Origin of the sequence: Corynebacterium sp. FDAARGOS 1242 (assembly GCF_016889985.1) — a bacterium.
Taxonomy (GTDB): Bacteria; Actinomycetota; Actinomycetes; order Mycobacteriales; family Mycobacteriaceae; genus Corynebacterium; species Corynebacterium minutissimum_B.
Genome location: NZ_CP069568.1, coordinates 1,489,056 through 1,511,871, shown reverse-complemented (window position 1 = coordinate 1,511,871; position 22,816 = coordinate 1,489,056). Strand labels below are relative to the sequence as shown.

Sequence of the window (22,816 nt, the reverse complement as noted above, 5' to 3'; positions counted from 1 at the left end):
TAGCGGCAGGCGCTACAGACACTGTAGAAACGGAGGCTCCGGTGACTGACTCAGAACACAACCACGGTTTCGGCACGCCCCAACCGCAGGGACACGGCGGTCAACCGAACCAGAACCGCAAGGACACGCACCCGGATACCGTGGACTTTCAATCCCCGTTGTCCCAGGAGCGCCACTACTCCAATCCTTTCGCAACGCCAGCTGACCAACAGCCCACTCAGCACTTTTCCTCCCCGCAGGCACAGGCAGGACAGCCAAACCAGCAGGGACACCGGGGCCAGCAGAACCAGCAGGGCTGGGCTGGCAACCAAGGACAGCAAGATCAGTGGGGCAACCAACAGCAACCGGCCGGCGGTTACAACGCCGCGTACCCGCAGCAGGCAGCTGCCCACTCGGGGTCCTCTAACGGCGGAAAAATCATTCTCATCGCCGTCCTTATCTTGGCCGTGCTGCTCGTCATCGCCGCGCTGGCCTACCTCTTCTTCTTTAAGAACTCCACTACCGGAAACCAGGCCCAGCCGCCGCTGACCACTGAGGCACAGGTGTCTGAGGAGACCACGGGCGCCGACGAAGAAGCAACCTCCGCTGCAGAGACTACGACCTCCGAGGAAGAGACCACCAGCGCTGAACCGGAAAAGCGTCCCGAACACCCAGCGCTTCCCGACGGCGCGCAGCCAGTCAACGATGCTGCACGCAACAATGAGCCAGGCGGCGATTTCAACAACGTATACCGCGGCTCCGCTGTGACTTCGGAACCTTTTGCCAACATCGTGCGGGATGAGTACGTGAAGCACTACGTGGATACTAAGGAGCTCAACGCAACGATCAACGCCTACAGTCCGATAACCAAGCAGACCTACACAGTGGACTGCTCTGACAACGGCAAGTTTGTCACCTGCAAAGGCGGCAATAACGCGATTGTGTATATCGTCTAATGCGCCGCATCTATCGAATCCGCACCGCCGCGCTCGCCACAGCGACCGCCCTGTCGGTCGCACTGCTGAGTGCCTGCACTATTGGTGAAGTCTCCGGTAACAACGAGGCCGAGACCGCGTCCCAGGGCACCGAAGAAGAATCGGTACCGCAGCCCACGCTGCCTGAATCCGCACCTGCACCCGCACCCGCTACCACGGAGGACTTGCCCGTGATTGAGGCCACCGACCCGCAGGAAGCCCTGGAGTCCATCGCTGCGGACAACCCCGGAACGGGCATCGCCGTGGCGGGTGGGGGAACAGTATTCGCGGCTGGCATGACGGATCCCGTTGCCGCCTGGTCTACCGCGAAGGTCCCCCTCGCTATCGCCGCTGAGCGCGCCGGGGTAGCGGAAGACAGCACCGTCACCCAGGCAATTACGTACTCCGACAATGCCGCGGCTGACTCGTTATGGGAAGCCCTTGGCGGTGGGCAGGATGCTGCACGGGCTACACAAGAGGTCAGCGGCACAACCTCAGTGCCAGCCACCCCGCCACGCCCGGGGTTTAGCGCCGTTGGTCAGACACAGTGGACAGTAGCGCAGCAGGCAGAGTTCGTGGCATCCCTGGGCTGTATGGACGGCGCGGAGCCGGTTCTCGCCGCAATGGCCCAGCCCGATCCTGCCCAGAGGTACGGCCTGGGCACCCTAGAAGGCGCGGTCAAGAAAGGCGGCTGGGGCCCGGCCGAAGATGGATCCTATGAAGCTCGGCAGATGGGCCTTGTTACCCTTGGCGGCCACACCGTGGCTGTGGCCATCTACGCCAGCGCAGACTCCGGAGACTACGGCGATGCCCAACAGATGCTTACGCGCCTCGCTACCCAGCTCGAGTCGGCTGAGGTTGAGTGGCCGGCGGCTGGCTGTCAGCAGGGAGCGGTGTAGCTGCACGGGTGCTAGTCCCTTGGCTCAAGGGCGGTTTTACTTCGGCCAGTAGACGTCGAAGTCGCCGGACTTGCCATCAATGTCGTAGTGCCCGCCACGGATGGTGAGCACCGAACCGGTATCGGCACCACTCGTGGGATCGAGAATCGCCACGCTAAAGTCGGTCCCCTCGCCCTTCGCTGGGCCGAAGGCAGCACCACTGGACCAGATGCCGCGATAGAAAAGCGAATCCTTACCTTCGCAGATAACAATGTGCGAATCATCGTCCGCGCTGGCGGCGGCGAAGACCATTTCTTCGCCTTGCTGGCAGCGTGCCTCGGGGACATCAGACCACCCAGCAGCAGTCAGCCCAGGAGGCACGTCGGCAACACCAGCGGATTCCTGCGGTGCCTCCCCGGAAGCGCTAGGCTGGCCGCTTTCACCGTTATCTCCGGTATCAGCGCCGGACTCGGTTTCTGACTCCATCGTCATCGGAGCAGTGGCAGAAGCCTGCTCACTTGTTGGTACCTCCTGGCTGGTGGATCGCACGTCATTCCAAATAATGATGCCAGAGATCGTCAGCGCGATGAGGATGGCAATGGCACAGATAATTGGCACGTTGTTCCGCTGCTCAGAGGGAGCCGAAGCAGGGAGAGCAGAAGCCGGGCTTGGGCTAGGGCGCTCGGAAAAAGAGTTGTTGCCAAATCCTGGGGTGGTCATAGGGTCCTTGGAAAGACGATTGAGAACAACAGAAATCATAATCGTTGTGTACGAACCGCCATTATCCGAGGGGGAGTACCCTCCATTCGGGGGAGACGCGACACGGCAACATCATGAGACCTAATGCATATGGTGCAATGGTGCGGTGACTAGTTCCTATTTCGTTGAGTGGCTTACCCAGCATAAGCGCTACACCACGGTGTACCTGCTGGGTGAAGGCGGCATGGGTCAAGTCTTTCACGCGACGGATCCAGACCTCTCCCGTGAGCTTGCGGTCAAGGTGCTGCTGGACGACGTCCGCGATGAAGCCTCCCGCGCTCGTTTCCACAACGAGATGAAGGCGCTTACCCGCATTGGCAGCCACCCTGGCGTTGTCCAGTTCTATTCCAAAGAATCAACGCCACGCGGCGACGATGTCATGGTCATGGCGTTTATTGACGGTGGAACGCTGGCGCATGCAATCAAGGATCGCGCTCGAACTGGTCGAGGATTCACAGTGAAGGAAGTCGTGTATTTCCTGACGCCGATTGCCTCAGCCTTGGATTATATGCACCATGAGTTGCATCCCGGGTGGGTACATCGCGATGTTAAGCCCGCGAATATCCTGCTCAGGAAAAATCCCGGTAGTCTTCCGCCGGCTGTCCTCTCAGATTTTGGCATCAGTATCGAGGAAGGGCAGTCACGCCTGACCAAGATTGGCCACATCGTGGGCACAGAGAAGTACTTAGCGCCAGAGAATAAAGGTCATGCCTACGGTGATGATGATTTGTCGGCGCGTGCTGACGACTACTCTTTAGCGCTCATCGCCTTCGAAATGCTCACGCTCCATCACCTCAAGGACACGATGCCACGCAGCGAGTGGCGTGGTGAGCGCCGCCTTCCGGAGCTATCGAGTGCGGCCTTTTCTGATGTACTTGCCCCCGACACCGCCGCAGTGGTTAGTCAGGTGCAGGAGGTGCTCAGCAAAGCTCTCGATAGTGTTCCGATGCAGCGCTACGCCACGGCGGAGGAGTTCATCCAGGCATTGGAGAAGATATCCAACCCTTCTTCGTCTGCCGTACCGCAGAAATCGGGCACGGGACATCAAGAACAGACCGTGGAACAAGCATCCCATCTGGCCCCCACCCAAAAGTGGCCAGAGCCCCCGCGGCCTACTGAGAACATGCGGCCTACTGGGTTCGTGGCACCCTCGAATCCCATTTCCACCACGTCGCATGTGCGGCCATCAACTCCTGTGACTCCGCCAACGTCCGTAGCCCAGAATCAGTCAGGGGTTCCTTCGGCGCTGAGCTCGCCGCCGAAGAAAGATAACAGCAACGCGCTTATTATCACTGCGACCGTCGTGGTTATCATTCTTATTTTCCTGGTGACCTGGGCTATCGTGGCATAACCCGACGGTGGCCTAGAAGCCGAGCAGAAGTTCCCGCTACACTGAAGGACAATTTTTGCGGTACAACGTTCGCGTTGTGCCGGGAGTGTCGTCAACGGAGGTGACTATGAACACGCAACAGACACCCCAGCCGCAGTCGGCGGCACGGGGCCCAAGACTGCGTATCGATGACCTGATCGGCAGCGTGAGGATTGTCGCGCCAGGAGAAGAAGTTATCGTCGGCCGCGCAGGTGATTTCCGCGTGGGTGAGGGAGACCTTACCCTCCACCGCCACCTCTTCCAACTGTGGTACGGCGGGCAAGGATGGATGATCAGCAACATTGGTAGCCACATCCCATTGCGCATTGAATTACGCGGAGTGAAGGGATTCTCCCGTATCGATCTTGGTCCGCGATCTGTGGCTGCAGTTCCACCAGGACCTTCCCGAATCACGTTTGAGACTCCGGAATGCCCCTATGAACTGTACATTGACGTCGAGAACAGCAATGTTACGCGGCGTACGAGGCGCGAGCAGGAGCTGGAGGAGGAGCGCACCCGTACCCGGCATGTGCCCAATGATGAGCAGGAAGAGCTGTTGCGCCAGCTTGCCAGCTATCTGAAAAAGCCAGGCTCGTCGGATGCCGATATTCCGTCAGTGCGCGAGATCGCGGATGCCCTCGAATGGACTGAGAAGAAGACGAATCACAAGATGGATCGACTCGTCGACAGCCTGAAAGCCGACGGCGAGAAAGTCTACAAGCCCTACAAGACGTTCCTAGCGCACTACGCCATCCGCCACGGACGCTAAAAACTATCCTAAGGCTGTTGGGAGGCCTCGCTAGCGCGCGGCCTTCTTACGGTCCGCGGCGGCTGCAGCGGCTGCCGAGATGGAGTCGTTGCGGTTCTTGAGCAGCTCCAGGGTCGTGGCTTCTGCATTGTCCGGGGGAGTGGTGCCGAGGACGGCCAAGGCGGCGTCGGCAAGCATGGCGGATTGCTCCGGCACGCGCTGCGCGGCGTCAAACGGTGCAGTGCCATCGTTGGGGCGCATCTCAATCACTGACAGTGCGATGTGGAACGGCAGCTCGATGCGCGGGTCATCCGTGCCGACAATGCCGGCAGCGGCGGAGCGGAAATGCTCCTTCAAGCGGTCACGTTGCACGTGGTACTCACCAAAGTCCGGGGAGTTAGCCACCGGGAGCTGGTAGAGACGGCCCACATTCCACGCAGATGTCAGCAGCAGACGGGACTCCGCGGCAACGAGGGACCACAAGCGCTGCGCTGGTGCTGCATCGGAGGCAGCGAGCTCCTCTGCCAGTTCGAGCGAGGGCTCAATCGTGGAGTTGAGAAGGGTAAGGAAAATATCCGTCTTGGACGGGAAGTGATAGTACAGCGAAGCCTGACGGATACCCACGGCATCGGCGATCTGGTGCGTGGAAGTCGTGGCGAAACCCTGTGTCGTGAACAGCTCGGATGAGGCGTCGAGGATTTCTTCGCGCGCAGTGTTGCCTCGACGGCGCGGGCTATTCTTACGCGGCCTGCCAACGGTACCTGCCATCAGGCGGACTCCCTTCGGTGAGCGTCACTCATTAAATATTTTCAGCTTAACTATCGTACTCCCTAGAGCGGGAAGCGTTGAATTCACTACCCAGACGTAGTGCCTACCACCCTACCGTGCCGTGCCACGATGGATTCCACAGTTGCAGAAACTGTGCGGCACGCGGAACCATAGGCAGTGCGATCCAACGGGGGAAGGTCACCAAGGGCGACGCTGTGCTTGTCGACGCCCTCGTACCAGCGCCCCAACTCCAGCGCCATGCCCGTGCCCCACGCCAAACTCAGGCCCTCGGCCTCACTGGCGGTGAGCAGTTCGCGCTCGACACCGATGGCTAGGCGGTCTGGGGTCGGGCGCGGGGCCGGGGCAGCCCAGCGCGCAATAGCTGAGACGGGTGCCAGCAACGAGGTGCGGATGGCGACGTCTGCGGTGCGGTCAGGCAACCCATCAACGAGAGTAAGCGGGGCAGGGCGCTTCGCCAAGGCATCGGCGTACAGTTCTTCTTCACCACCATGGCCCACGGGCAGTCCGGCATCGGCCCGGGCGGACGTGGTGTCCGCCACCGCAGAACACCGCAGGCCGGCGTCAGTCACGACGCTTTCGAGTTGCTTATCCTCACCGAGCCACGTGATGCGCATGGAAGGAAGCAGGTCGCCGCGGGCAGCTGGCCCGGTCAGACGTACTGGGCTGGAGAGGCCCGGAGAGCGTACGAGATCCGTTACGATGCGGGAAAACCAGGCTGCGAGTTCGAGGCTATCGGCGCGGTGCGCTGTGGCATTGCGCAGGAGATCCTGTGCCTCTTCCAGAAGGCCGCGGGCATGCGCGGGGGAGTGGCAGTGGGCAGCAAGCTCGCTTAGATCAGTCAACGACTCGTGCAGCGACATAAGGTTCAAAGCCCCTTTCGGTCAGGGTGATTCTTGTTCTTCAATGTAGCAGTACGAGAGGCACAAGCAGCGCGGTGGGTGCCTAGAGCTAACCGGGGGGTGGCGGTGGCAACGAAAAGAAGGCGAAAGGGGAGGGGAAACGACAATCGCCGCCTCAGCTCCTCAAAATGAGGAACGAGGCGGCGATTGAGAAGCTCTTTTGTCCTGTCCTAGTGAGTCACGAGTACAGCGGCAAAAGTGCGCTGTTGAAACCAGCTAGTGTTTAGCGGGACGTGAACGGCAGGAGAGCCATTTCGCGTGCGTTCTTGACGGCAGTAGCAACCTGACGCTGCTGCTGCGGGGTCAGACCGGTGACGCGACGGGAGCGGATCTTGCCACGATCGGAGATGAACAGACGCAGGGTCTTGATCTCCTTGTAGTCAACCTGCTCGATGCCTTCGGCCTTGAGCGGGTTCTTCTTCGGGCGACGGGTCTGCTCCATACGGAACTTCTTGTGATTATTACGCTTGACAGCCATTGTGTGGTTACCCCTTTACCAGCTGGACTTGCGAACGCCCGGCAGCTCACCACGGTGAGCCATGCCGCGCATACGGACACGGGACAGACCGAACTTACGGAGGTAACCGCGCGGACGTCCATCAGCGGAGTCGCGGTTACGGACGCGGACGCGGGCGGCGTCACGCGGCTGACGGTTCAGCTCGAACTGCGCCTCGAGGCGCTCGTCGTCCGGGGTGTTCGGGTTCTTGATGATTGCCTTGAGCTCAGCGCGACGCTCCGCGTAGCGGGCGACGATTTCCTTGCGCTGCTCGTTCTTGGCGATCTTAGACTTCTTAGCCATAGATTATCGCTCCTCGCGGAATTCGACGTGCTTGCGGACAATCGGATCGAACTTCTTGAGCGTGATGCGATCCGGGTTGTTGCGCTTGTTCTTGCGGGTCACGTAGGTGTAGCCGGTGCCCGCGGTGGACTTCAGTTTGATGATTGGACGGATATCATTACGTGCCATCGTTAAATCTTCTCCCCACGTGCGCGAATCTTGGCCACGACGGACTCAATGCCGTCACGGTCGATGATCTTCATGCCCTTGGTGGAAACATTCAGGGTGATGGTACGGCCCTCGGAGGGCAGGTAGTACCGACGACGCTGCACGTTGGGGTTCCAACGGCGCGAGGTGCGGCGGTGCGAGTGCGAGACCTGCTTGCCGAATTCCGGCTTGCGGCCCGTTACCTGGCAAATAGCCGACATGGGTCTTCTTTCTCCTAGCCGCCCACATCGAAAGCGACTAACGGAGTGCCTTAGCCGCGGTGAGGCGCGGCGCTCGAAAAGTGAGGTTGAGCAGGAGGCATAATTCCGTTGAACACCAGTTGATGAGGGCGTAAAACGATTACTTTGACAACAGCAAGGGGAAATCTTACATGCCAGGAAGCTCAGAACCTAATCGCTGATTCGTGACCCAGAGATGCGCGCTGGGGAAACGGAGGCAACACGCCATTATAAAGGTAGGGGAGTGGTGCCGCCTTCTGCCGATTTAGGTTTTAGGGTCGGTGGCCTGTAGGATATTGCGAGTTGTCGGCGCGAGCCGCACAGTTTGTAAGAATTGAGACCCAACTCGGGCACGATCCTTACGCGCACAGTTAATCTTCGTAATCTGCGCCAGTTCAGCAATACGCATCATGGGCCGGCCTAGAACCTAGTGATTGTGTGGAGAGAAGGAACCGACCCGTAGTTCAACCCTGAGGGAATCGACATATGAAGAAAGATATCCACCCGGATTACCACCCGGTGGTCTTCAAGGACGCCGGTACCGGCCACTCCTTCCTGACCAAGTCCACCGCTACCTCCGACCGCACCGTTGAGTGGGAAGACGGCAACGAGTACCCGCTCATCGTCGTTGACGTGACCGCTGAGTCCCACCCGTTCTGGACCGGTGCACAGCGCGTTATGGATACCGCTGGTCGTGTTGAGAAGTTCAACCAGCGCTTCGGCGCAATGGCTCGCCGTAAGAAGAAGAACGCGTAAGGAGGATAGGAAAAGATGGCAACTCCTAAGTTTAAGAAGTCCCGCGCGAATACCCACTCTCGCCGTTCCCAGTGGAAGGCTGACAACGTCGCCCTCCAGGAAGTCACCATCGACGGCCAGACTGTGCGCATTCCGCGTCGCCTGGTGAAGGCTGCCAAGCTCGGCCTCATCGACGTCGAGCAGTTCTAAGGTATTAAGTGCCTGTCTAAGGTATTAAGCCGGCTGCGAGAACAGCATCCCCGAATCATTCATCTTGAGTGAATGCTTCGGGGATTTTTGCTTCTTTTACTCGTCTTTCCTCTCCTGTCAGCGGTGTTAACATCCGTGCAATGTCCGTGCAACGCATGAGGTTGGTGACTTTTCCCTTAAGGGGGGATATAAGGGGGCGAAAAAATTCTGCTCGCTTCGTGAAAATGCCCTTCGTAAGTCATAATTGGCTATATGAAGATTCTAGTCGTGGATGATGAGCAAGCCGTACGCGAATCGCTTCGCCGATCCCTGAAGTTCAATGGCTACGATGTAGCGTTGGCTGCTGATGGTGTGCAGGCTGTTGAGGCAGTGCACCGTGATAACCCTGAATTGCTCATCCTCGACGTCATGATGCCAAACATGGACGGCCTTGAGGTCTGCCGCACCCTGCGTAGTGAAGGGTGGGATCGCCCTATCCTCGTGCTGACTGCTCGTGATGGCGTGTCTGACCGTGTTGCTGGCCTTGACGCGGGCGCTGACGATTACCTGCCCAAGCCCTTCGCGCTGGAGGAGCTTCTTGCTCGCGTGCGTTCCCTGGTCCGCCGTGCGGCAGCTGACTCCATTGGGTCCAAGCAGCCGGCCGAGACTCAGCTGAGCTTCGAGGACCTTAAGCTCGATGCTGATACCCGTGAGGTAACCCGCGGCGATCGTCAGATTTCTCTGACCCGTACGGAGTTCGCTCTGCTGCACCTGTTGATGGAGAATCCGCGCAAGGTGCTGTCCCGAAACACCATCCTCGAAGAGGTGTGGGGCTACGATTTCCCGACGTCAGGCAATGCGCTGGAAGTCTACATTGGCTATCTGCGTAAGAAGACCGAGGAAGATGGCGAACCCCGACTCATTCATACCGTGCGTGGCGTGGGCTACGTCATGAGGGAGGCCACCGCGTGATTCTCCGAAGGCCCGCGCCTCCCGCGGTGCCTTCTGAAGCTTCAACGGCTACCACCGAGGTAGCCATGACACCTCGCCGACGTGGGTGGGCTTCACGGGCGCCACTGCGATGGCGCCTTTCTCTCGTTACTGGTGTCGTCGTGGCCGTTTCCGTGGCGGTCATGACGTTGGTGACCTACTGGTTAGTAGCGGTGTCGATGACCGCCAGCGTCGACAAGCACATGGCTCAGCAGGCGGACGTGTTGATCCGTCAGGCCCAAGACCCGAGCTTTGTTAACAACATTGACCAAGAGATCGCGTCCTTCAAGTTCTACAATCCAGACACTCGTGTCTCTATCTCCCCAGCGTCGGAAACCTTTGCGTATGGTGATGCGCTGCCGGTTGGCGGCGATTTCAAGCGCGACGGTGACACTACGGAAACCTCCATCCGCACGGTCGGTGGCGAGCGCGTCTTGGCCAGGTCCCATGATGGTGGGGCCACGGTGGTGGTGGCGCAGGATTTGGGGCCTACCGAAGAGCTTATTGCTGCCGTTGGTTCCGCCTTGCTCATGATCGTGGCGTTCGGCGTCCTGCTGTCTATTTTTGCGGGCATGGTGGTGTCGAAGACCGGTATGCAGCCGATCGCCCGCCTCAAGCGGGCCGCAGATTACGTCACCCAGACTAATGATCTGCGCCCGATTGAAGTTGTGAGCAACGATGAGATGGCGCAGCTGACGGTGTCCTTCAACCGAATGCTCAGTGCCCTCCAGCACGCACGTGTGCAGCAGTCCCAGTTCGTTGCGGACGCCGGTCACGAGCTGAAGACTCCGCTAACCTCGATGCGCACGAACATCGAATTGCTCATGATGCTGAATAAGTCTGGTGGCGGTTTCGGTATTAGTGAAGAGGATCGCCGTGACCTTGAAGAAGACGTCATGGCGCAGATGTCAGAGCTTTCCACGCTTATTGGTGACCTTGTTGACCTTGCCCGTGAGGATGCAACGGAGAAGGAGCCAGAACCAGTCGAACTTCATGAGGTTCTGGAAAATTCCCTCAACCGTGCTCGTCGTCGCCGCCCAGACGTTGACTTCCGTGTGCGCTTTATCCCGTGGGGGCTCGACGGTGACCCCTTCGCCTTGGGGCGCGCCACCCTCAACCTCATGGACAATGCTGCCAAATGGTCGCCGCCCACCGGCACGGTGCGTGTATCCATGCGCCAGGTGGCGGAGGATAAGGTGTGTCTGCGAGTTGATGACTCCGGTCCGGGTATTGCTCCGGAGGAGCGCGAGAAGGTCTTTGAGCGCTTTTATCGCTCCGCGGAGGCTCGTTCGATGCCGGGCTCCGGCTTGGGCTTGGCCATCGTCAAGGCCGTCGTTGAGCGACACAATGGCGTCATCACCATCAAGGAATCTGCTGATGGCGGCACACGTATGGAGGTCATTTTGCCCGGCTATCCGGTCGAGGGCGATGCCATGGTGGACGGCCTTGAAGAACAGCCCAATGATTTTCCGGCAGCGAGCCCTGCTGACCGCGGTAAAATCTTCGCGGAGCGCTGGTTCAACCAGGGCTAGTTTGAGCGTTCCACCCCAGTTCAGTACATACAGGAAACGTTCAGCATCTCGTAGCAGAATGACAGTACTGCTACAGAACGACGCCAGCACGGTAAGGCACACTAGAGAGCATGAACATGAGGAACTCGAACATGGATCACTCGCAGGATCCCCGCCGCACGCACGCGGGAAGCGAGTCTACTGGTTGGAACCAGCCCCGTACTGATGCTCAAGGCTCACAAGGTTCCAACGGTTTCGGCAACCGTCCCAGCGACGGGCCCCACATGAATCAAGGCGCGACGGGAGCTCCGTCCTCGCCCGCATTCCGCGCCGCCCAGGCCCCGTACGGTGGTCAAACCTCGGCTCACAACCAGGGTCCGGTTAGCGGTGCGGCCTCTGGCTTTGGCGGACAGCGCCCTCAGAACCAGCAGCCCTATCGTGGCCGCGGATTCGGTACTTCTCAGCCGGCGGCTCAGAACCAGCAAACATTCGGGAACCAGCAGGCACCCGGTGTGCACCTTGTACCGAATGAGCAGAACGAAAAGCCGAAGCGCAAAGTGGGGTTAGGAACTGCACTGGCGATGATGCTCGTGGGGGCGGTGGCACTCGGAGGCGTTACCGGCGCTGTCGTAGGCGCGATGGGTAATAATGGCGACTCCACCTCGACTGTCAACGAGGTCCTGCAAAATAAGCCGGTGGCCAACAGTACTGGCAAGGAACCTGCAGCAGGGTCGGTGGAGGACGTCGCATCGAAGGTGCTTCCGGCGGTGGTGTCTATCTTCAGTATCACCCGTTCCGGCGGTGCTGAAGGTTCCGGATCCATCATTTCTCCAGACGGCTATGTTCTGACCAACCACCACGTCGTAGCCGGTGCTGACCAAGGTGGACGTCTCGAGGTCACGATGAATGACGGTTCTCGTCATTCCGCTACCTTTGTGGCGTCGGATGCCACGACGGACGTTGCTGTCATCAAGATTGATGACGCTACGGATCTTCCTTTCCTGGAGTTTGGTGACTCCGAATCGGCAGCTGTAGGGCAGGAAGTTGTGGCCGTGGGCTCCCCGCTGGGCCTCAACGCAACGGTGACGTCCGGTATCGTCTCGGCGAAGAACCGGCCGGTGCGTGCCTCACAGGAGGGTGGTGAGTCATCGCTTATCGACGCTATCCAGACCGACGCCGCGGTTAATCCCGGTAACTCAGGTGGTCCTTTGGTGGACATGGAAGGCAACATCATCGGTATGAATTCGATGATTGCTTCGCTGTCGAGTGGTACAGGTTCAGAAGGCGGTTCAATTGGTCTGGGCTTTGCTATCCCGTCGAACTTTGCTAAGCGCATGGCCGATGAGCTCATCAACAACGGCAAGGTGAAGCACCCCACCTTGGGTGTAAAGGTACGTGCGCAAAGCGATGTCTACGGAGCCGAAATCGTTGACGTTGACCGCGATAGTCCCGCGGATAAGGCAGGGCTGAAGGCTGGCGATATTGTCACTCGTGTCGATGACCGCCTCATTGAGAGTTCTGATTCGCTCATCGCGGCTACGCGTTCCCAAGAATTTGGAGCGACTGTCACTCTTGAGGTGACGAGGCCAGATAGCGAAGATTCGCGACAGGTAGAGGTAACGCTGGCGAGCGAGTAAGTTTACAAATATCCACGCGGCCTAGAAGCCTCTGTGTCTCTAGGCCGCGCAGCGACCGCCAGACGCACGATCTAGAGACAACACAGCGACAACATCGAGACGACACTGAGATGACGATGGGCCTTCGGCCTTAAGGAGACACCGCCTTGGCAGAGAAAACCGACACCACAGACTTGTTGGGACGCGACGCTTCGCACGAGCTGGATGACGTCAACGAACCCGATGATGCGTTCCTGTTCGCCAGCGAACAGGAACAGAGCGTGCAGGCCCCGCGCCGTGCGCTAGTCGTCATCGTTACGGATCACCCGGATGACTCCGCACAGGATACTTCGCGCCTTGCAGGTGAGCTGCTGGTGGAAGCCGGCTTCACCGTCGATGGCGCGGTGATAGTTCGCTCGAAGAAGTCTAAGATCCGCCAGGCCATTGAAACTGGTGTTGTCGGCGGCGTGGATCTTGTTCTCACGATTGGCGGTACCGGCGTGGGCCCTCGCGATAAAACTCCGGAGGCGACCCGTGCGGTGCTGGATCAAATGGTTCCCGGTGTTGCTCAGGCACTGCGTTCCTCCGGCCAAGCCTGTGGAGCAGTGGATGCGTGCACGTCCCGCGGTATTTCTGGTGTGTCTGGCTCCACCGTGATCGTGAATGTGGCTTCCTCTCGCGCCGCTGTGCGTGACGGCATGGCCACGCTGACTCCGCTGGTGCACCACCTCGTCGACCAGCTCCAGAAGTCAAGCGTCTAATGGACCATTCTGAACAGCGCCCTGCGCGCCGTCGCCGCCGCGCGCAGCGCCCGTCCACTGCGGAGAATTATGACCGCAGTTTTGATGCTCCCAGCCTAAATGCTCGAAGCACCGAGCACACCGGGGGAGAAGATGAGCTACGCAGCGTCTCCTTTGACGAGGCTGCAGCTGTTGGCGGCGACGACGAGCCCACCGGCGAAGCTTTTTACCGCGAAAATATGCCACCTCACTTCGGCTCGACGCAGTAGGGAAGTAGAGGGGCCAGAGGAACGAACAGGACAAGAGGCACAAGTGCCACATACCTATTCGCAAAAGGCCGAAGGCCGCCCCAGAAAACGAAAGAAGGCCAGCCCTTTCTCCGCGAAAGGGCTGGCCTTACAGCAAGCGTGAACGCTTGTGAACAGCCGAACCTACTTGGTCGTCGTGTTGGTGGTGCCACCATTCTCAGCAGCGAGAAGGTCGCGGATTTCGGCTAGGAGCTGCTCGGAGGTCGGGGCAGCTTCCTCCGGGTCCACGCCCTGGCGGCGCTTAGCGCGCTCGGTCAGTGCGTTAATCGGCGCAACGATGCCGAAGTAGACCACAGCGGCGATGATGAGGAAGTTGATGGCGGCGGTAATCACTGCGCCGAAGTCGAGGAAGGTATCCGGGTTGTCAGTGATAGCGAATCCGAGAGCGCCAACGTCCGCAGAACCAAAAGAGTTGATGAGCGGCTGGATGAGGTGATCCGTCACGGCGGTGACAATTGCGGTGAAGGCAGAACCGATGATGACTGCTACGGCGAGTTCGATGACGTTGCCGCGCATGATGAAATCTTTAAAGCCCTTGAGCATAGGAATGTCCTTATCTGCTATAGCCTCGCGACTTACTGCGGCGCGGTCGAACGCAGGGCGATCGGTGCGGCAGTAGGAAAACTCTAGAGAAAGAGGCGAGGCTGAGTGGAAAATTACTGTGATGAGAGGCCACGTGGCGGCGCGGTGCCGTCAGCAGCGTCTGCGCTGTTGGGCTGTGGCGCCTAGGGTGGACAGAGATACCGTAGTCCGTTTGTGGTGATACCGGCAAGATGTAGAGACAGCGTTGCGCCTAAACGAGCCGACTATCACAGTTGTGGTCAGCTGTGTGCCCGGTCGCCCACAATGACGACCGTAAGCGGCTGGGCCAGGGAGGCTGCCGCGACGGCTTCTGCGGCATCTGCCGGGAGCGCAACGAGCAATGTGCGTCCCCTCGCACCGTCATCAGTTGTGCCTACGGAGATTACACGCGCACCGCTAGCGATAGTTGGACCATGTACGGCAGAGAACTCGACATCTAGTGCTTCTGCCTCACCTGTGCTGCTGCCACCAACGATGTTGACCGTATCGCCATGGTGCAGATTCGAAGCTATCTCAGGTTCAGCCAACGTGAGTGGGATGAGATGGGCATCTTCCATACCGAAATCTGCGATGAGATCTGAGCTCAGCAGGCGCGTCGTCGTGAGGATTTCTCCTGGGCTGGCGGAGGCCAGGAGCACTCGGCCCACCACGTCTTCCGGGTTGCTGCCCACAGCGGTGGCAGGAAGCAGGGAGGAAGGGACGCGGGCTAGGGAGACATCATCGCGTGTGAGTTTCTCACCCGCGCTGACCTCTCGAGCCATGACAACGGTATGGGGATGCTCACGTGTCGAGGCCACAGCGCTGAGACCAGCGGCCACGAGCAAAACGCAGGCCAGTACGCGGCGCAGGAGAACGCTGCGCCGGTGCCCCGGTGTGCGTAGAAGCTGGAGAAAGTCCATGCCTTCTTAGACTGGGCCTAGGTTCAGTCGGTTCCCAGAGTGCTATTCCCAGAGCTCTATAACCAACGCATCTCGCGCTCAGTAAGAATGCCGTCCACGGGGCGATCGTGCTCTTCACAAGGCACCTCGCGAACTTCTGTGGAGTGCACGAGCGCGACAACCGGCGGGTGCCCCGTTGGCAGTGGGCTAAGGGCTCTGTCGTAATAGCCGGCGCCTTTACCCAGCCGCATACCGGAGGGGCTCACAGCCATAGCTGGGGCCAGAATGAGGTCCAGTGTTGCCAGGATCGAACTCGAGTGGCGCTCGCCGATGGGCTCCGCAATACCTAGCGCGCCAGGGCGCATGGAGTGTGGGCCGTCGTACAGTGACCACAGTAACTGGCCCTGTGGAGCGGAAATAGGCAGATACACCTGCGCGCAGGCTGCCTGGACAGTGTCCACAAACGCCGAACCGCCAGGCTCCGTTCCCAGTGGATAGTAAGCAGCCACCTTCATTTCGGGAGTCAACAGGGAACGTACCCCTCTACACCAGGCTTGATTATCCTCCTCGCGCTGCTCGGCACTCCGTGTGCGTCGAGCGTGGAGAAGTTGGGCTCTGAGAGCATCCTTAGTGGAAGTTGTCATGGATATAAATCATAGAATGGTCGCGTAGCGCAGCGCAGTGACGCGGTGGACGCATTGTAAACTGGAATCTATGGCTATTGCACATGAGGATTCCTCGACAGGGATCGCCACGGTTGTTGTCCCCGCTGCCGGCATGGGCACCCGCTTTCTGCCCGCCACAAAAACTGTGCCGAAGGAGCTGCTCCCCGTCGTAGATACGCCGGGTATTGAGCTGATCGCGGAGGAAGCCGCGTCCGTCGGCGCCCAGCGCCTGGCTGTGATCACCGCGCCGAACAAACAGGAAGTGATGCGTCACTTCGAGGAGTTTCCTGAACTCGTCGATACTCTTGATTCCCGCGGCAAAGACGAACAGGTAGGCAAGGTTAAGCGCGCCTCCCAGCTAATCCACCCCATTTCCGTCCCTCAGGAGAAGCCACTGGGATTGGGGCACGCGGTGGGGCTGGCAGAATCCGTTTTGGGTGATGACGAGGAGTACTTCGCCGTCATGTTGCCGGATGACATTGTTCTCCCCGCCACCGTAATGGGGGAGATGGCGCGCGTGCGTGCTGCACTAGGCGGCAGCGTGCTGTGTGCTTTCGAGGTCTCCCGTGAAGAGACGTTTAACTATGGCGTCTTTGATGTGGAGGACACCAATGTCCCGGGTGTGAAAAAGGTCGTCGGCATGGTGGAAAAGCCCGACCCGGAGGACGCACCGTCTAATCTCGTGGCAACTGGCCGCTATCTGCTCGACCGTCAGATTTTTGATGCTTTGCGCCGAATTAAACCTGGTAAGGGCGGCGAATTGCAGCTCACTGATGCCATTGAGCTGCTCATCACCGAGGGGCACCCGGTTCATGTCGTCGTACACCAAGGTAAGCGCCATGACTTGGGTAACCCGGGTGGTTATATCCCAGCTAACGTCGATTTTGGTCTGCGTGATCATAAGTACGGTCCGGCACTGTACAAGGCGATTAAGCAGATCATGGATGAATATGAGGCAGAGAACGGCCTCAAGGGTTAGCCTCTGCGCATTATGATCTAGTTCATCCCTGAAGAGCCCACAACAAAGGTAGGCGGTTTATGCGTTCGGTCGATGACCAGATGGCATTTGTTCTTGATGCAGCGGTGACCCCGGAACCGGTGCGCATCGCTATCGCGAATGCTCTGGGTCTCAAGTGTGCCGAGGAGGTGCAGGCCAACCAGCCATTGCCGGGTTTTCCGCAGGCAGCGATTGACGGTTACGCTGTCCGTGCCGTCGACGTCGGTGGTGAAAGGGCGCTCAAAGCTCGCTCACGACAGTCCGAAGAGGACGTCGATGGCTCTGCTGCGGAGCCGGAAGTCGAGCGTTCCCTTCCGGTGGTGGGCGAGGTACCCGCAGGCTCCCGTCAGCCGCTTCGCTTGCAGCCTAAGCAGGCGGTTCGTGTCTATACAGGTGCGCCGTTGCCGACTCTCGCTGACGCCGTCCTTCCCCTTGAATGGTCAGATCGCGGCCGCAAGCGCGTCACCGCGCACCGTCCAGTGCGTTCGGGCGATTTCGTGCGCCGTGTGGGTGATGATATCCAGCCCGGCGATGTCGCGGTATCTTCAGGAACGATCCTGGGACCAGCGCAGATTGGATTGCTCGCGGCAGTGGGCCGTTCCAAGGTTCTGGCTTATCCGCGCCCGCGCGTGACCATCGTGTCCTACGGCAAAGAGCTTGTTGACATTGATCGCGAACCCGGTCTTGGGCAGGTGTTTGACGTCAACTCCTACTCCTTGGCGGCGGCCGCTAAGGAAGCAGGTGCCGACGTACAGCGCGTGGGTATCGCGGCCGGTGAACCGCGCCGCGTGCGCGAAGCACTGGAGACTTATCTGGCGCGTAGTGAAGTCCTAGTTATTTCAGGGGCCGTGGGCGGTGCCGGTGCGGAGGAGATCCGTGAGGTCCTTGATGAGCTTGGTGATGTCGATACCTCTCGCGTCGCAATGCACCCAGGCTCAGTTCAGGGCTTTGGGCTCTTGGGTGAGGAGCGCATTCCGACGTTCCTGTTGCCATCGAACCCGGTGTCGGCTCTCGTCATCTTTGAAGTCTTTGTTCGCCCACTCATCAAGCTGTCACTGGGCAAACGCTCTGGTCAGCGCCGCGTGGTGCGAGCACGAGTACTCAACCATGTGGAATCCCGTCCCGGCCGCCGCGGGTTTATTCGTGCGCGCCTCATGCGCGATGCAGAAACGTCCGACTACCTGGTGGAAGGTCTCGGCGGCGCCTCGGGTGCACCAGCCCACTTGCTTGCGGGTTTGTCCGAGGCCAACGCCATGATTCGCATTCCTGAGGATGTGACGGAGATTCGTCCGGGCGATGTCGTCGACGTCATGTTCTTAACCCAACGCAGCTAGGGCCATGCTCGATCCCTTTGGAACCGCCGCCGGACGGCTGTCGAGACCTGCCAGCGGTGCGGTCAATCCTGACCACCCCGGCTGGCCGGAGGCTACACCTTCGCTAAGAATGCGGGGCACCGCGGCTTTCCCTCAAGGCCTGAACGTGCGGCTGCGCCCATTGTTGCGCAGTGACGGTAGTGCGTGGCGTCAGCAGCGCATTGAGGACCGTGATTTTCTCAAACCCGTGGAGCCGACGCTGCCGACGGAGTGGGCCTCCGCGCATTCCCAGTCCGCTTGGTGGAACCATTTGATGTTCCTGCGCGAATCGGCGCGTTCAGGGACCGTCGTTCCCCTCGTCATTGAGGTCGATGGGCAGTTTCGTGGCCAACTGACCTTAGGCAATATCCAGCACGGTGGTGTCAGTGAATGCTGGATTGGCTACTGGGTACATTCGGGTGTGCATCGCGCAGGCATCGCTACCGCCGCCTGCGCCCTGGGGGTGGATCATGCCTTTTACCGCGTTGGCTTGCACCGCGTTACTGCGACGTACCTTCCAGAAAATCCTGCCTCCGGCAAAGTGCTGCACAATAACGGCTTCCGGGATGAAGGTTTCCTGCGCCGCAATCTTCATATCGATGGCGCGTGGCGTGATCATCACTTCTTGGCGCTTAACCGGGAGGACTTTGCGTCCAGTGCAGTGGAGCGTCTGCAGGCGGCCGGCCGAGTTGTCTAAAGCTTAACTACCTCTGCTTTCACATAAGTCACAACCTTGTAATTTTGCGGCCGACAATGCCCGAAATGAGCCCGTGGGCGGCTAGAGTGGGGGCCTAGTTGTACTCCCTTTTCGTCGACCCTGGAAAGTGGGACCCTCCTCATGATGACCACTGTGCCCATCATTCTCGTCATTGTGGTGTGGCTTTTCATTCTCGCGCCCTGGTTGCTACGCTCCCAGCGCCCAATGAGCCACACCGGTGAGGCATTTGAAGAGACGCGTGTGCTTTTTGAGGGGGACTCCGGTTCGGTTCTTGGGCGCCGCAAGCCGCGACTTGGTAAGGACGACGTGCGTCCGAGCAGTTACAGTTCGGCCGACGACGCAGACGCTGATTACGAACTGGTTATTGCTGATGATCCCGCTGCGGATAGCTCCCGCTCCGCGGAATCCTCCCGTGGGGAAGCGGAGGATGCTGATACTGTTGCGGCGACTATCGACGGCGAAGTGGTCGAAGCAGCCACGGAGTTTGAGGACGGCATCGATAGCGACGCTGGCACAGACGGTGCGGAAAATGCTCAGGCGGTGCCTGCCAGCGCTGCGCAGGCTGACGCGAAAGCCGACTTAGAAGATGAGGACGATGACGACGATGACGACGACGTGATCGTGGATGAGGAGCGCGCAGAAGACGCAGAGGGCGTGGAGAATGCCACCGGCCGCACTGATGCTTCCGCGGCTGAGGTCTTCACGGTTCCGGTTAATGCTTCCGTGGCTGAGGACGCTTATGAGCACGATGAAACCTACACCTCACCGGTGGACCTTCTGTACCCAGGAGCGATCGATGCGCCGGAGTACTCAGACGTGGCCGACGGCGCCAACGCTGCGGCCGGTTCTAACGGCTCTGAGGGAGCTGGAGAATCGGACGCCGCCGAGTCTAGAGTTGCCCTACCCGTGAGCGAGACCATCACGGCAGACTCGGACGCTGACAAGCGGATGACCAGTGACTCCGATACTGAACTCTCCGCGGAAGAACTTGCTTTCGCACAACGCCGGCTCGGACGCGGCGGTTGGGACCCTGTCAAGGAGAAGGAGGCCTCAGCAACTCGTTATCAGCGCCGTCAGCGCACGCTCATTGGCTTGGCCATCGCCGTGGTAGCCACTGTGTGCCTCGGCATCGTGGTGGGCGGATGGACGTGGTGGTTCGCCGGCATTACTGGTGCCATCACCACTATCTACCTGGTGGCCCTGCGCTCCCAGGTGCGCCGCGAGCAGGAGCTGCTGCGTCGCCGTGTTTACCACTTGCGCCGCGCACGCCTTGGCGTGCGGAACGCGGACAACCCCGCTGAGTCCCTGCCGCCGAACCTTCGCCGACCGGGCGCACTCGTCTTGGAAATCGACGATGAAAGCCCCGATTTCGACTACCTGCCGGTCTATGACGAGGACGATAGCGATGGCGGTTTTGACGGCCCCCACAGCTCACCACGTCAACGCCGTGATGACCTCGCCGCGCGCCGCGTGGGTTAACTCCCAAGGACTAGCCTGCCCTTAATCCTCTACCACGTCTGGTACCTGAGGCGACTCGGGCATCTCTGAGGAGGCTAGTTAAGCCGGCCAGATTCCGGAGGTCCCTCGACGGTGCGAGCCCACGAGGTGGGCATCGACCATACCGATGGCCTCCATGAGCGAAAAGCAGATCACAGGGCCGACAAATTTGAAGCCAGCTTTCTTGAGAGCCTTGGACATGTCTTGAGCTTCCTGCGTGTACTTGGGGATATCTTCCTCCCGTTCGGGGGCGATGGTCTCCTCCGGGAGGAAGCTCCATATAAACTCATCGAGCCCGCCTTCCTCGCGCAAGGCCACCGTAGCCCTGGCGTTGGTGAGCACGGCGGTAATCTTCAGCCGATTACGTATAATTCGCTCATTCTCCATGAGACGTTCAACTTCCTCATCACCAAAGCTGGCGAGTAAATCCGCATCAAATCCCACAAAAGCTTCCCGAAAAGCCTCGCGCTTGCGCAACACGAGCTCCCAGCTCAATCCAGCTTGAAAGCCCTCGAGGCAGAGGCGCTCCAGCAACCCCGATTCCTCGTGGATGGGCATGCCCCATTCCGTGTCGTAATAGTGCTTGAGCAGCGGTGAAGCCACTGCCCAAGCGGGGCGGCCGAGGCCGTCTTCGCCGTAAACAAGTCCCGTATCGTTCGTCATCTCAGGTGTGGGTGGTGTCATCTCTGTAACAGTCATACCTTATTAGACTGCGCGGGCAGCTCAGCGGTTCCCGCTGGTGTGCTCGCGAATGTGGCGTTGTTCATGCTTCAGGAGGAAGGTCTTGATATCTGGGCCACCGCGATAGGCGCCAATATGGCCGTCCGCGCGCACCACCCGGTGACAGGGAACCACGATGGGCAGCGGGTTGGTGGCGCAGGCACTGCCCGCTGCCCGAACCGCACCGGCGCTTCCCGCTGCCTGGGCTAGCTGGGCATACGTCCAGCGCCCGCCATAGGGAATTCTTTGTAGTACGTGCTGGGCACGGCTGCGGAAGGTGAGTGGGGGAGTGGGGACGTCGAGAAGCAGCTCGAAACTCTTGCGACTGCCCGCGAAGTACTCGGCGAGCTGCCGGGAGGCGTCGCTTAGCACCGTCAATGCTGTGTCCTCATTCTGATCGTCGTGGGCAAGCTCGACGTTCGTGACGCGAGTGGCTTTCGTGGCTTCGCTGAGGTCAGGTTCCTCGGTGCGAAAGTAGACGTGGGACAAGCCCTCAACGCTTGCGACGAGGGTAAGTGGGCCAACGGGCGAATCCACGCTAAGCCAAGCGCGCATGGTGTGGGGAGTCCTTTCGTGGGGCAGTGGGCATCCAGGGTAGTCTATGAAGCATGAATCGACCCGCCGTTCGCGATGCCGCACTGCTCATCCTCCGCGCAGTGCTGGGAATCATCTTTGTGGCACACGGCGTGGACAAAATGTTCTTTACCGGCATGGATGAAACCACCGGCCAATTCTCTGCACTGGGAATTCCGCAACCGCAACTGTCGGCCTACTTGGCCAGCATCGCGGAAATGATTGGTGGAGCGGCCCTTGTCGTGGGATTGCTCACCACGTTTGTTGCAGGTGCATTGGCTCTTCTTATGGCCTGTGCCCTGTATTTTGTGCACTTGGGCAATGGACTCTTTAGTGCGGATGGCGGCATCGAGTATCCGTTGGTCCTCATCGTGTCCCTGCTCATGATCGTCGTGTTCGGTTCCGGCCGCGCCAGCGTAGATGGAGTGTTAAGCCGTGCTGACGCATGAGCAAGTGCAGGCGGCTATCTCCGCACAGCTTGATGGTGAAGTCCCCCAACTATCGCCGGACGTCATTGAGGCGCATGTTTCTGGGTGCGCGGAGTGTGCCGCATTCCGCGATAAGGCCGCCTCGTTGTCACGTTCGTTGAGTCAGGTGGAACCGGCGGGGGCACCTCCGCGAGATTTGTCTGAGGTCATCCTCGCCGGCGTAGAACCAGAATGGCAGCGCGCCTCCAGCGCTCGTCAGGCATCGCTGACGCTGGCGCGGGTGAGTCTTGGTGTTCTTTCCGCTGTTTTCCTCGTATGGGCCATCGTGGTCGTCGTGAGTGCTGCCGGCTTGACCACCTCTGGTACCGAGGGAACCCTCGCGGAAGGAGCGGATCCGGAACGTGCCCGCCTGCTTATGGACGCAGCCGCTCTGCGTTTCGGTTTGGCTAGTGGATTAGGCTTTGCCGCATGGCGTCCAGCATCGGCGCCTGGCCTGTTGCCGGTGGTGTGCACCATGTTTGCCTTCCTCTTCGGATTTACCATGCGCGACTTCGCATTGGGCACCGTGGGCGCTGGCCAGATCTACATTCTCATCGCTACTGGTTTGGCTGCTGCCGGACTTGGCTGGGCGTGGGCTGCAGACCGAGGCTTTGTGTTGCGCGATGTGTACCGCGCGCTTACTGCGAGCCCCCGCTAGG

The 22,816-nt window shown here is 59.7% G+C and carries 29 protein-coding genes; 17 read left to right on the top strand and 12 right to left on the bottom strand.

Annotated features, from left to right (window positions below):
- The first annotated feature begins 41 nt into the window (after positions 1-41).
- On the top strand, positions 42-935 hold the full coding sequence (locus I6J72_RS07210) for a hypothetical protein (RefSeq protein ID WP_204098700.1): 894 nt from the start codon (positions 42-44) through the stop codon (positions 933-935).
- Positions 935-1,852, top strand: coding sequence for a hypothetical protein (locus I6J72_RS07205; RefSeq protein ID WP_239107241.1), 918 nt, complete (start codon positions 935-937; stop codon positions 1,850-1,852). Before I6J72_RS07210 ends, I6J72_RS07205 begins: the two co-directional genes overlap by 1 nt.
- Before the next feature lie 36 nt (positions 1,853-1,888).
- Here I6J72_RS07205 and I6J72_RS07200 read toward each other — a convergent pair whose 3' ends face one another.
- Positions 1,889-2,590: a hypothetical protein gene (locus I6J72_RS07200; RefSeq protein WP_239107239.1), complete on the bottom strand. Its 702-nt coding sequence runs from the start codon at positions 2,588-2,590 to the stop codon at positions 1,889-1,891.
- Between the two features lie 106 nt (positions 2,591-2,696).
- On the opposite strand from I6J72_RS07200, the gene I6J72_RS07195 reads away from it, so the two are divergent.
- Both I6J72_RS07195 and I6J72_RS07190 read left to right on the top strand, forming a co-directional pair.
- Positions 2,697-3,941 carry a serine/threonine-protein kinase gene (locus I6J72_RS07195; protein WP_204098699.1) on the top strand — a complete coding sequence of 415 codons (1,245 nt, stop codon included), beginning with the start codon at positions 2,697-2,699 and terminating at the stop codon, positions 3,939-3,941.
- 106 nt (positions 3,942-4,047) lie between these two features.
- Complete coding sequence (locus I6J72_RS07190; protein WP_239107237.1) at positions 4,048-4,728, top strand: DNA-binding response regulator; 681 nt, start codon at positions 4,048-4,050, stop codon at positions 4,726-4,728.
- Between the two features lie 30 nt (positions 4,729-4,758).
- On the opposite strand, the gene I6J72_RS07185 is transcribed toward I6J72_RS07190, so the two are convergent.
- The 6 genes from I6J72_RS07185 to rpmB all read right to left on the bottom strand — a co-directional run bounded on the left by I6J72_RS07185 (position 4,759) and on the right by rpmB (position 7,601).
- Positions 4,759-5,475, bottom strand: coding sequence for a TetR/AcrR family transcriptional regulator (locus I6J72_RS07185; RefSeq protein WP_115021468.1), 717 nt, complete (start codon positions 5,473-5,475; stop codon positions 4,759-4,761).
- A gap of 86 nt (positions 5,476-5,561) precedes the next feature.
- Positions 5,562-6,356 carry a hypothetical protein gene (locus I6J72_RS07180; protein ID WP_204098697.1) on the bottom strand — a complete coding sequence of 265 codons (795 nt, stop codon included), beginning with the start codon at positions 6,354-6,356 and terminating at the stop codon, positions 5,562-5,564.
- Positions 6,357-6,618: 262 nt separating this feature from the next.
- Positions 6,619-6,873, bottom strand: a complete 255-nt coding sequence (gene rpsR, locus I6J72_RS07175; protein WP_039674516.1) for a 30S ribosomal protein S18 — start codon at positions 6,871-6,873, stop codon at positions 6,619-6,621.
- 15 nt (positions 6,874-6,888) lie between these two features.
- A complete protein-coding gene (gene rpsN / locus I6J72_RS07170) occupies positions 6,889-7,194 on the bottom strand; it encodes a 30S ribosomal protein S14 (protein WP_039674518.1) in 306 nt (101 codons plus the stop codon).
- A 3-nt stretch (positions 7,195-7,197) separates the two neighbouring features.
- Entirely contained in the window at positions 7,198-7,362 is a 165-nt protein-coding gene (gene rpmG / locus I6J72_RS07165) for a 50S ribosomal protein L33 (protein ID WP_010187624.1), read from the bottom strand.
- A gap of 2 nt (positions 7,363-7,364) precedes the next feature.
- Complete coding sequence (gene rpmB, locus I6J72_RS07160) at positions 7,365-7,601, bottom strand: 50S ribosomal protein L28 (RefSeq protein ID WP_005279911.1); 237 nt, start codon at positions 7,599-7,601, stop codon at positions 7,365-7,367.
- A gap of 504 nt (positions 7,602-8,105) precedes the next feature.
- Between rpmB and I6J72_RS07155 the strand changes: the two genes are divergently transcribed.
- The 7 genes from I6J72_RS07155 to I6J72_RS07125 all read left to right on the top strand — a co-directional run bounded on the left by I6J72_RS07155 (position 8,106) and on the right by I6J72_RS07125 (position 13,669).
- On the top strand, positions 8,106-8,375 hold the full coding sequence (locus I6J72_RS07155) for a type B 50S ribosomal protein L31 (protein ID WP_005530151.1): 270 nt from the start codon (positions 8,106-8,108) through the stop codon (positions 8,373-8,375).
- Between the two features lie 15 nt (positions 8,376-8,390).
- Positions 8,391-8,564 (top strand): 50S ribosomal protein L32, encoded by a 174-nt coding sequence (gene rpmF, locus I6J72_RS07150; protein WP_039674524.1) that lies wholly within the window; start codon positions 8,391-8,393, stop codon positions 8,562-8,564.
- A gap of 252 nt (positions 8,565-8,816) precedes the next feature.
- Positions 8,817-9,515 (top strand): response regulator transcription factor, encoded by a 699-nt coding sequence (locus I6J72_RS07145; protein ID WP_039674526.1) that lies wholly within the window; start codon positions 8,817-8,819, stop codon positions 9,513-9,515.
- A 65-nt stretch (positions 9,516-9,580) separates the two neighbouring features.
- Complete coding sequence (locus I6J72_RS07140) at positions 9,581-11,065, top strand: HAMP domain-containing sensor histidine kinase (RefSeq protein ID WP_239107236.1); 1,485 nt, start codon at positions 9,581-9,583, stop codon at positions 11,063-11,065.
- Between the two features lie 110 nt (positions 11,066-11,175).
- Positions 11,176-12,681, top strand: coding sequence for a S1C family serine protease (locus tag I6J72_RS07135; RefSeq protein ID WP_115021471.1), 1,506 nt, complete (start codon positions 11,176-11,178; stop codon positions 12,679-12,681).
- A gap of 146 nt (positions 12,682-12,827) precedes the next feature.
- Positions 12,828-13,421 carry a molybdenum cofactor biosynthesis protein B gene (locus I6J72_RS07130; protein ID WP_115021472.1) on the top strand — a complete coding sequence of 198 codons (594 nt, stop codon included), beginning with the start codon at positions 12,828-12,830 and terminating at the stop codon, positions 13,419-13,421.
- On the top strand, positions 13,421-13,669 hold the full coding sequence (locus I6J72_RS07125) for a hypothetical protein (RefSeq protein ID WP_204098695.1): 249 nt from the start codon (positions 13,421-13,423) through the stop codon (positions 13,667-13,669). The genes I6J72_RS07130 and I6J72_RS07125 overlap by 1 nt, the downstream gene beginning before the upstream one ends.
- A gap of 162 nt (positions 13,670-13,831) precedes the next feature.
- Here the strand turns inward: I6J72_RS07125 and mscL are convergent, their stop codons facing one another.
- From mscL to I6J72_RS07110, 3 genes are all read right to left on the bottom strand, one after another.
- Positions 13,832-14,251, bottom strand: a complete 420-nt coding sequence (gene mscL / locus I6J72_RS07120; RefSeq protein ID WP_115021474.1) for a large-conductance mechanosensitive channel protein MscL — start codon at positions 14,249-14,251, stop codon at positions 13,832-13,834.
- A gap of 278 nt (positions 14,252-14,529) precedes the next feature.
- On the bottom strand, positions 14,530-15,189 hold the full coding sequence (locus I6J72_RS07115; protein WP_115021475.1) for an SAF domain-containing protein: 660 nt from the start codon (positions 15,187-15,189) through the stop codon (positions 14,530-14,532).
- A 56-nt stretch (positions 15,190-15,245) separates the two neighbouring features.
- Positions 15,246-15,812, bottom strand: coding sequence for a 5-formyltetrahydrofolate cyclo-ligase (locus tag I6J72_RS07110; RefSeq protein WP_204098694.1), 567 nt, complete (start codon positions 15,810-15,812; stop codon positions 15,246-15,248).
- A 70-nt stretch (positions 15,813-15,882) separates the two neighbouring features.
- Here I6J72_RS07110 and I6J72_RS07105 point away from each other — a divergent pair, with 70 nt between their 5' ends.
- From I6J72_RS07105 to glpR, 4 genes are all read left to right on the top strand, one after another.
- A complete protein-coding gene (locus I6J72_RS07105) occupies positions 15,883-16,812 on the top strand; it encodes a UTP--glucose-1-phosphate uridylyltransferase (protein ID WP_204098693.1) in 930 nt (309 codons plus the stop codon).
- A gap of 59 nt (positions 16,813-16,871) precedes the next feature.
- Entirely contained in the window at positions 16,872-18,164 is a 1,293-nt protein-coding gene (gene glp / locus I6J72_RS07100; RefSeq protein ID WP_204098692.1) for a gephyrin-like molybdotransferase Glp, read from the top strand.
- Positions 18,165-18,168: 4 nt separating this feature from the next.
- A complete protein-coding gene (locus I6J72_RS07095; protein ID WP_204098691.1) occupies positions 18,169-18,879 on the top strand; it encodes a GNAT family N-acetyltransferase in 711 nt (236 codons plus the stop codon).
- A gap of 141 nt (positions 18,880-19,020) precedes the next feature.
- A complete protein-coding gene (gene glpR / locus I6J72_RS07090) occupies positions 19,021-20,379 on the top strand; it encodes a gephyrin-like molybdotransferase receptor GlpR (protein WP_204098690.1) in 1,359 nt (452 codons plus the stop codon).
- Between the two features lie 78 nt (positions 20,380-20,457).
- On the opposite strand, the gene I6J72_RS07085 is transcribed toward glpR, so the two are convergent.
- Positions 20,458-21,096 (bottom strand): DNA-3-methyladenine glycosylase I, encoded by a 639-nt coding sequence (locus I6J72_RS07085; RefSeq protein ID WP_239107234.1) that lies wholly within the window; start codon positions 21,094-21,096, stop codon positions 20,458-20,460.
- A 24-nt stretch (positions 21,097-21,120) separates the two neighbouring features.
- Positions 21,121-21,672 (bottom strand): methylated-DNA--[protein]-cysteine S-methyltransferase, encoded by a 552-nt coding sequence (locus I6J72_RS07080; RefSeq protein WP_204098689.1) that lies wholly within the window; start codon positions 21,670-21,672, stop codon positions 21,121-21,123.
- A 53-nt stretch (positions 21,673-21,725) separates the two neighbouring features.
- Here I6J72_RS07080 and I6J72_RS07075 point away from each other — a divergent pair, with 53 nt between their 5' ends.
- Positions 21,726-22,139, top strand: a complete 414-nt coding sequence (locus I6J72_RS07075) for a DoxX family protein (protein WP_039674551.1) — start codon at positions 21,726-21,728, stop codon at positions 22,137-22,139.
- Positions 22,126-22,815, top strand: coding sequence for a zf-HC2 domain-containing protein (locus tag I6J72_RS07070; protein WP_204098688.1), 690 nt, complete (start codon positions 22,126-22,128; stop codon positions 22,813-22,815). The genes I6J72_RS07075 and I6J72_RS07070 overlap by 14 nt, the downstream gene beginning before the upstream one ends.
- The last annotated feature ends 1 nt before the right edge of the window (position 22,816 follow it).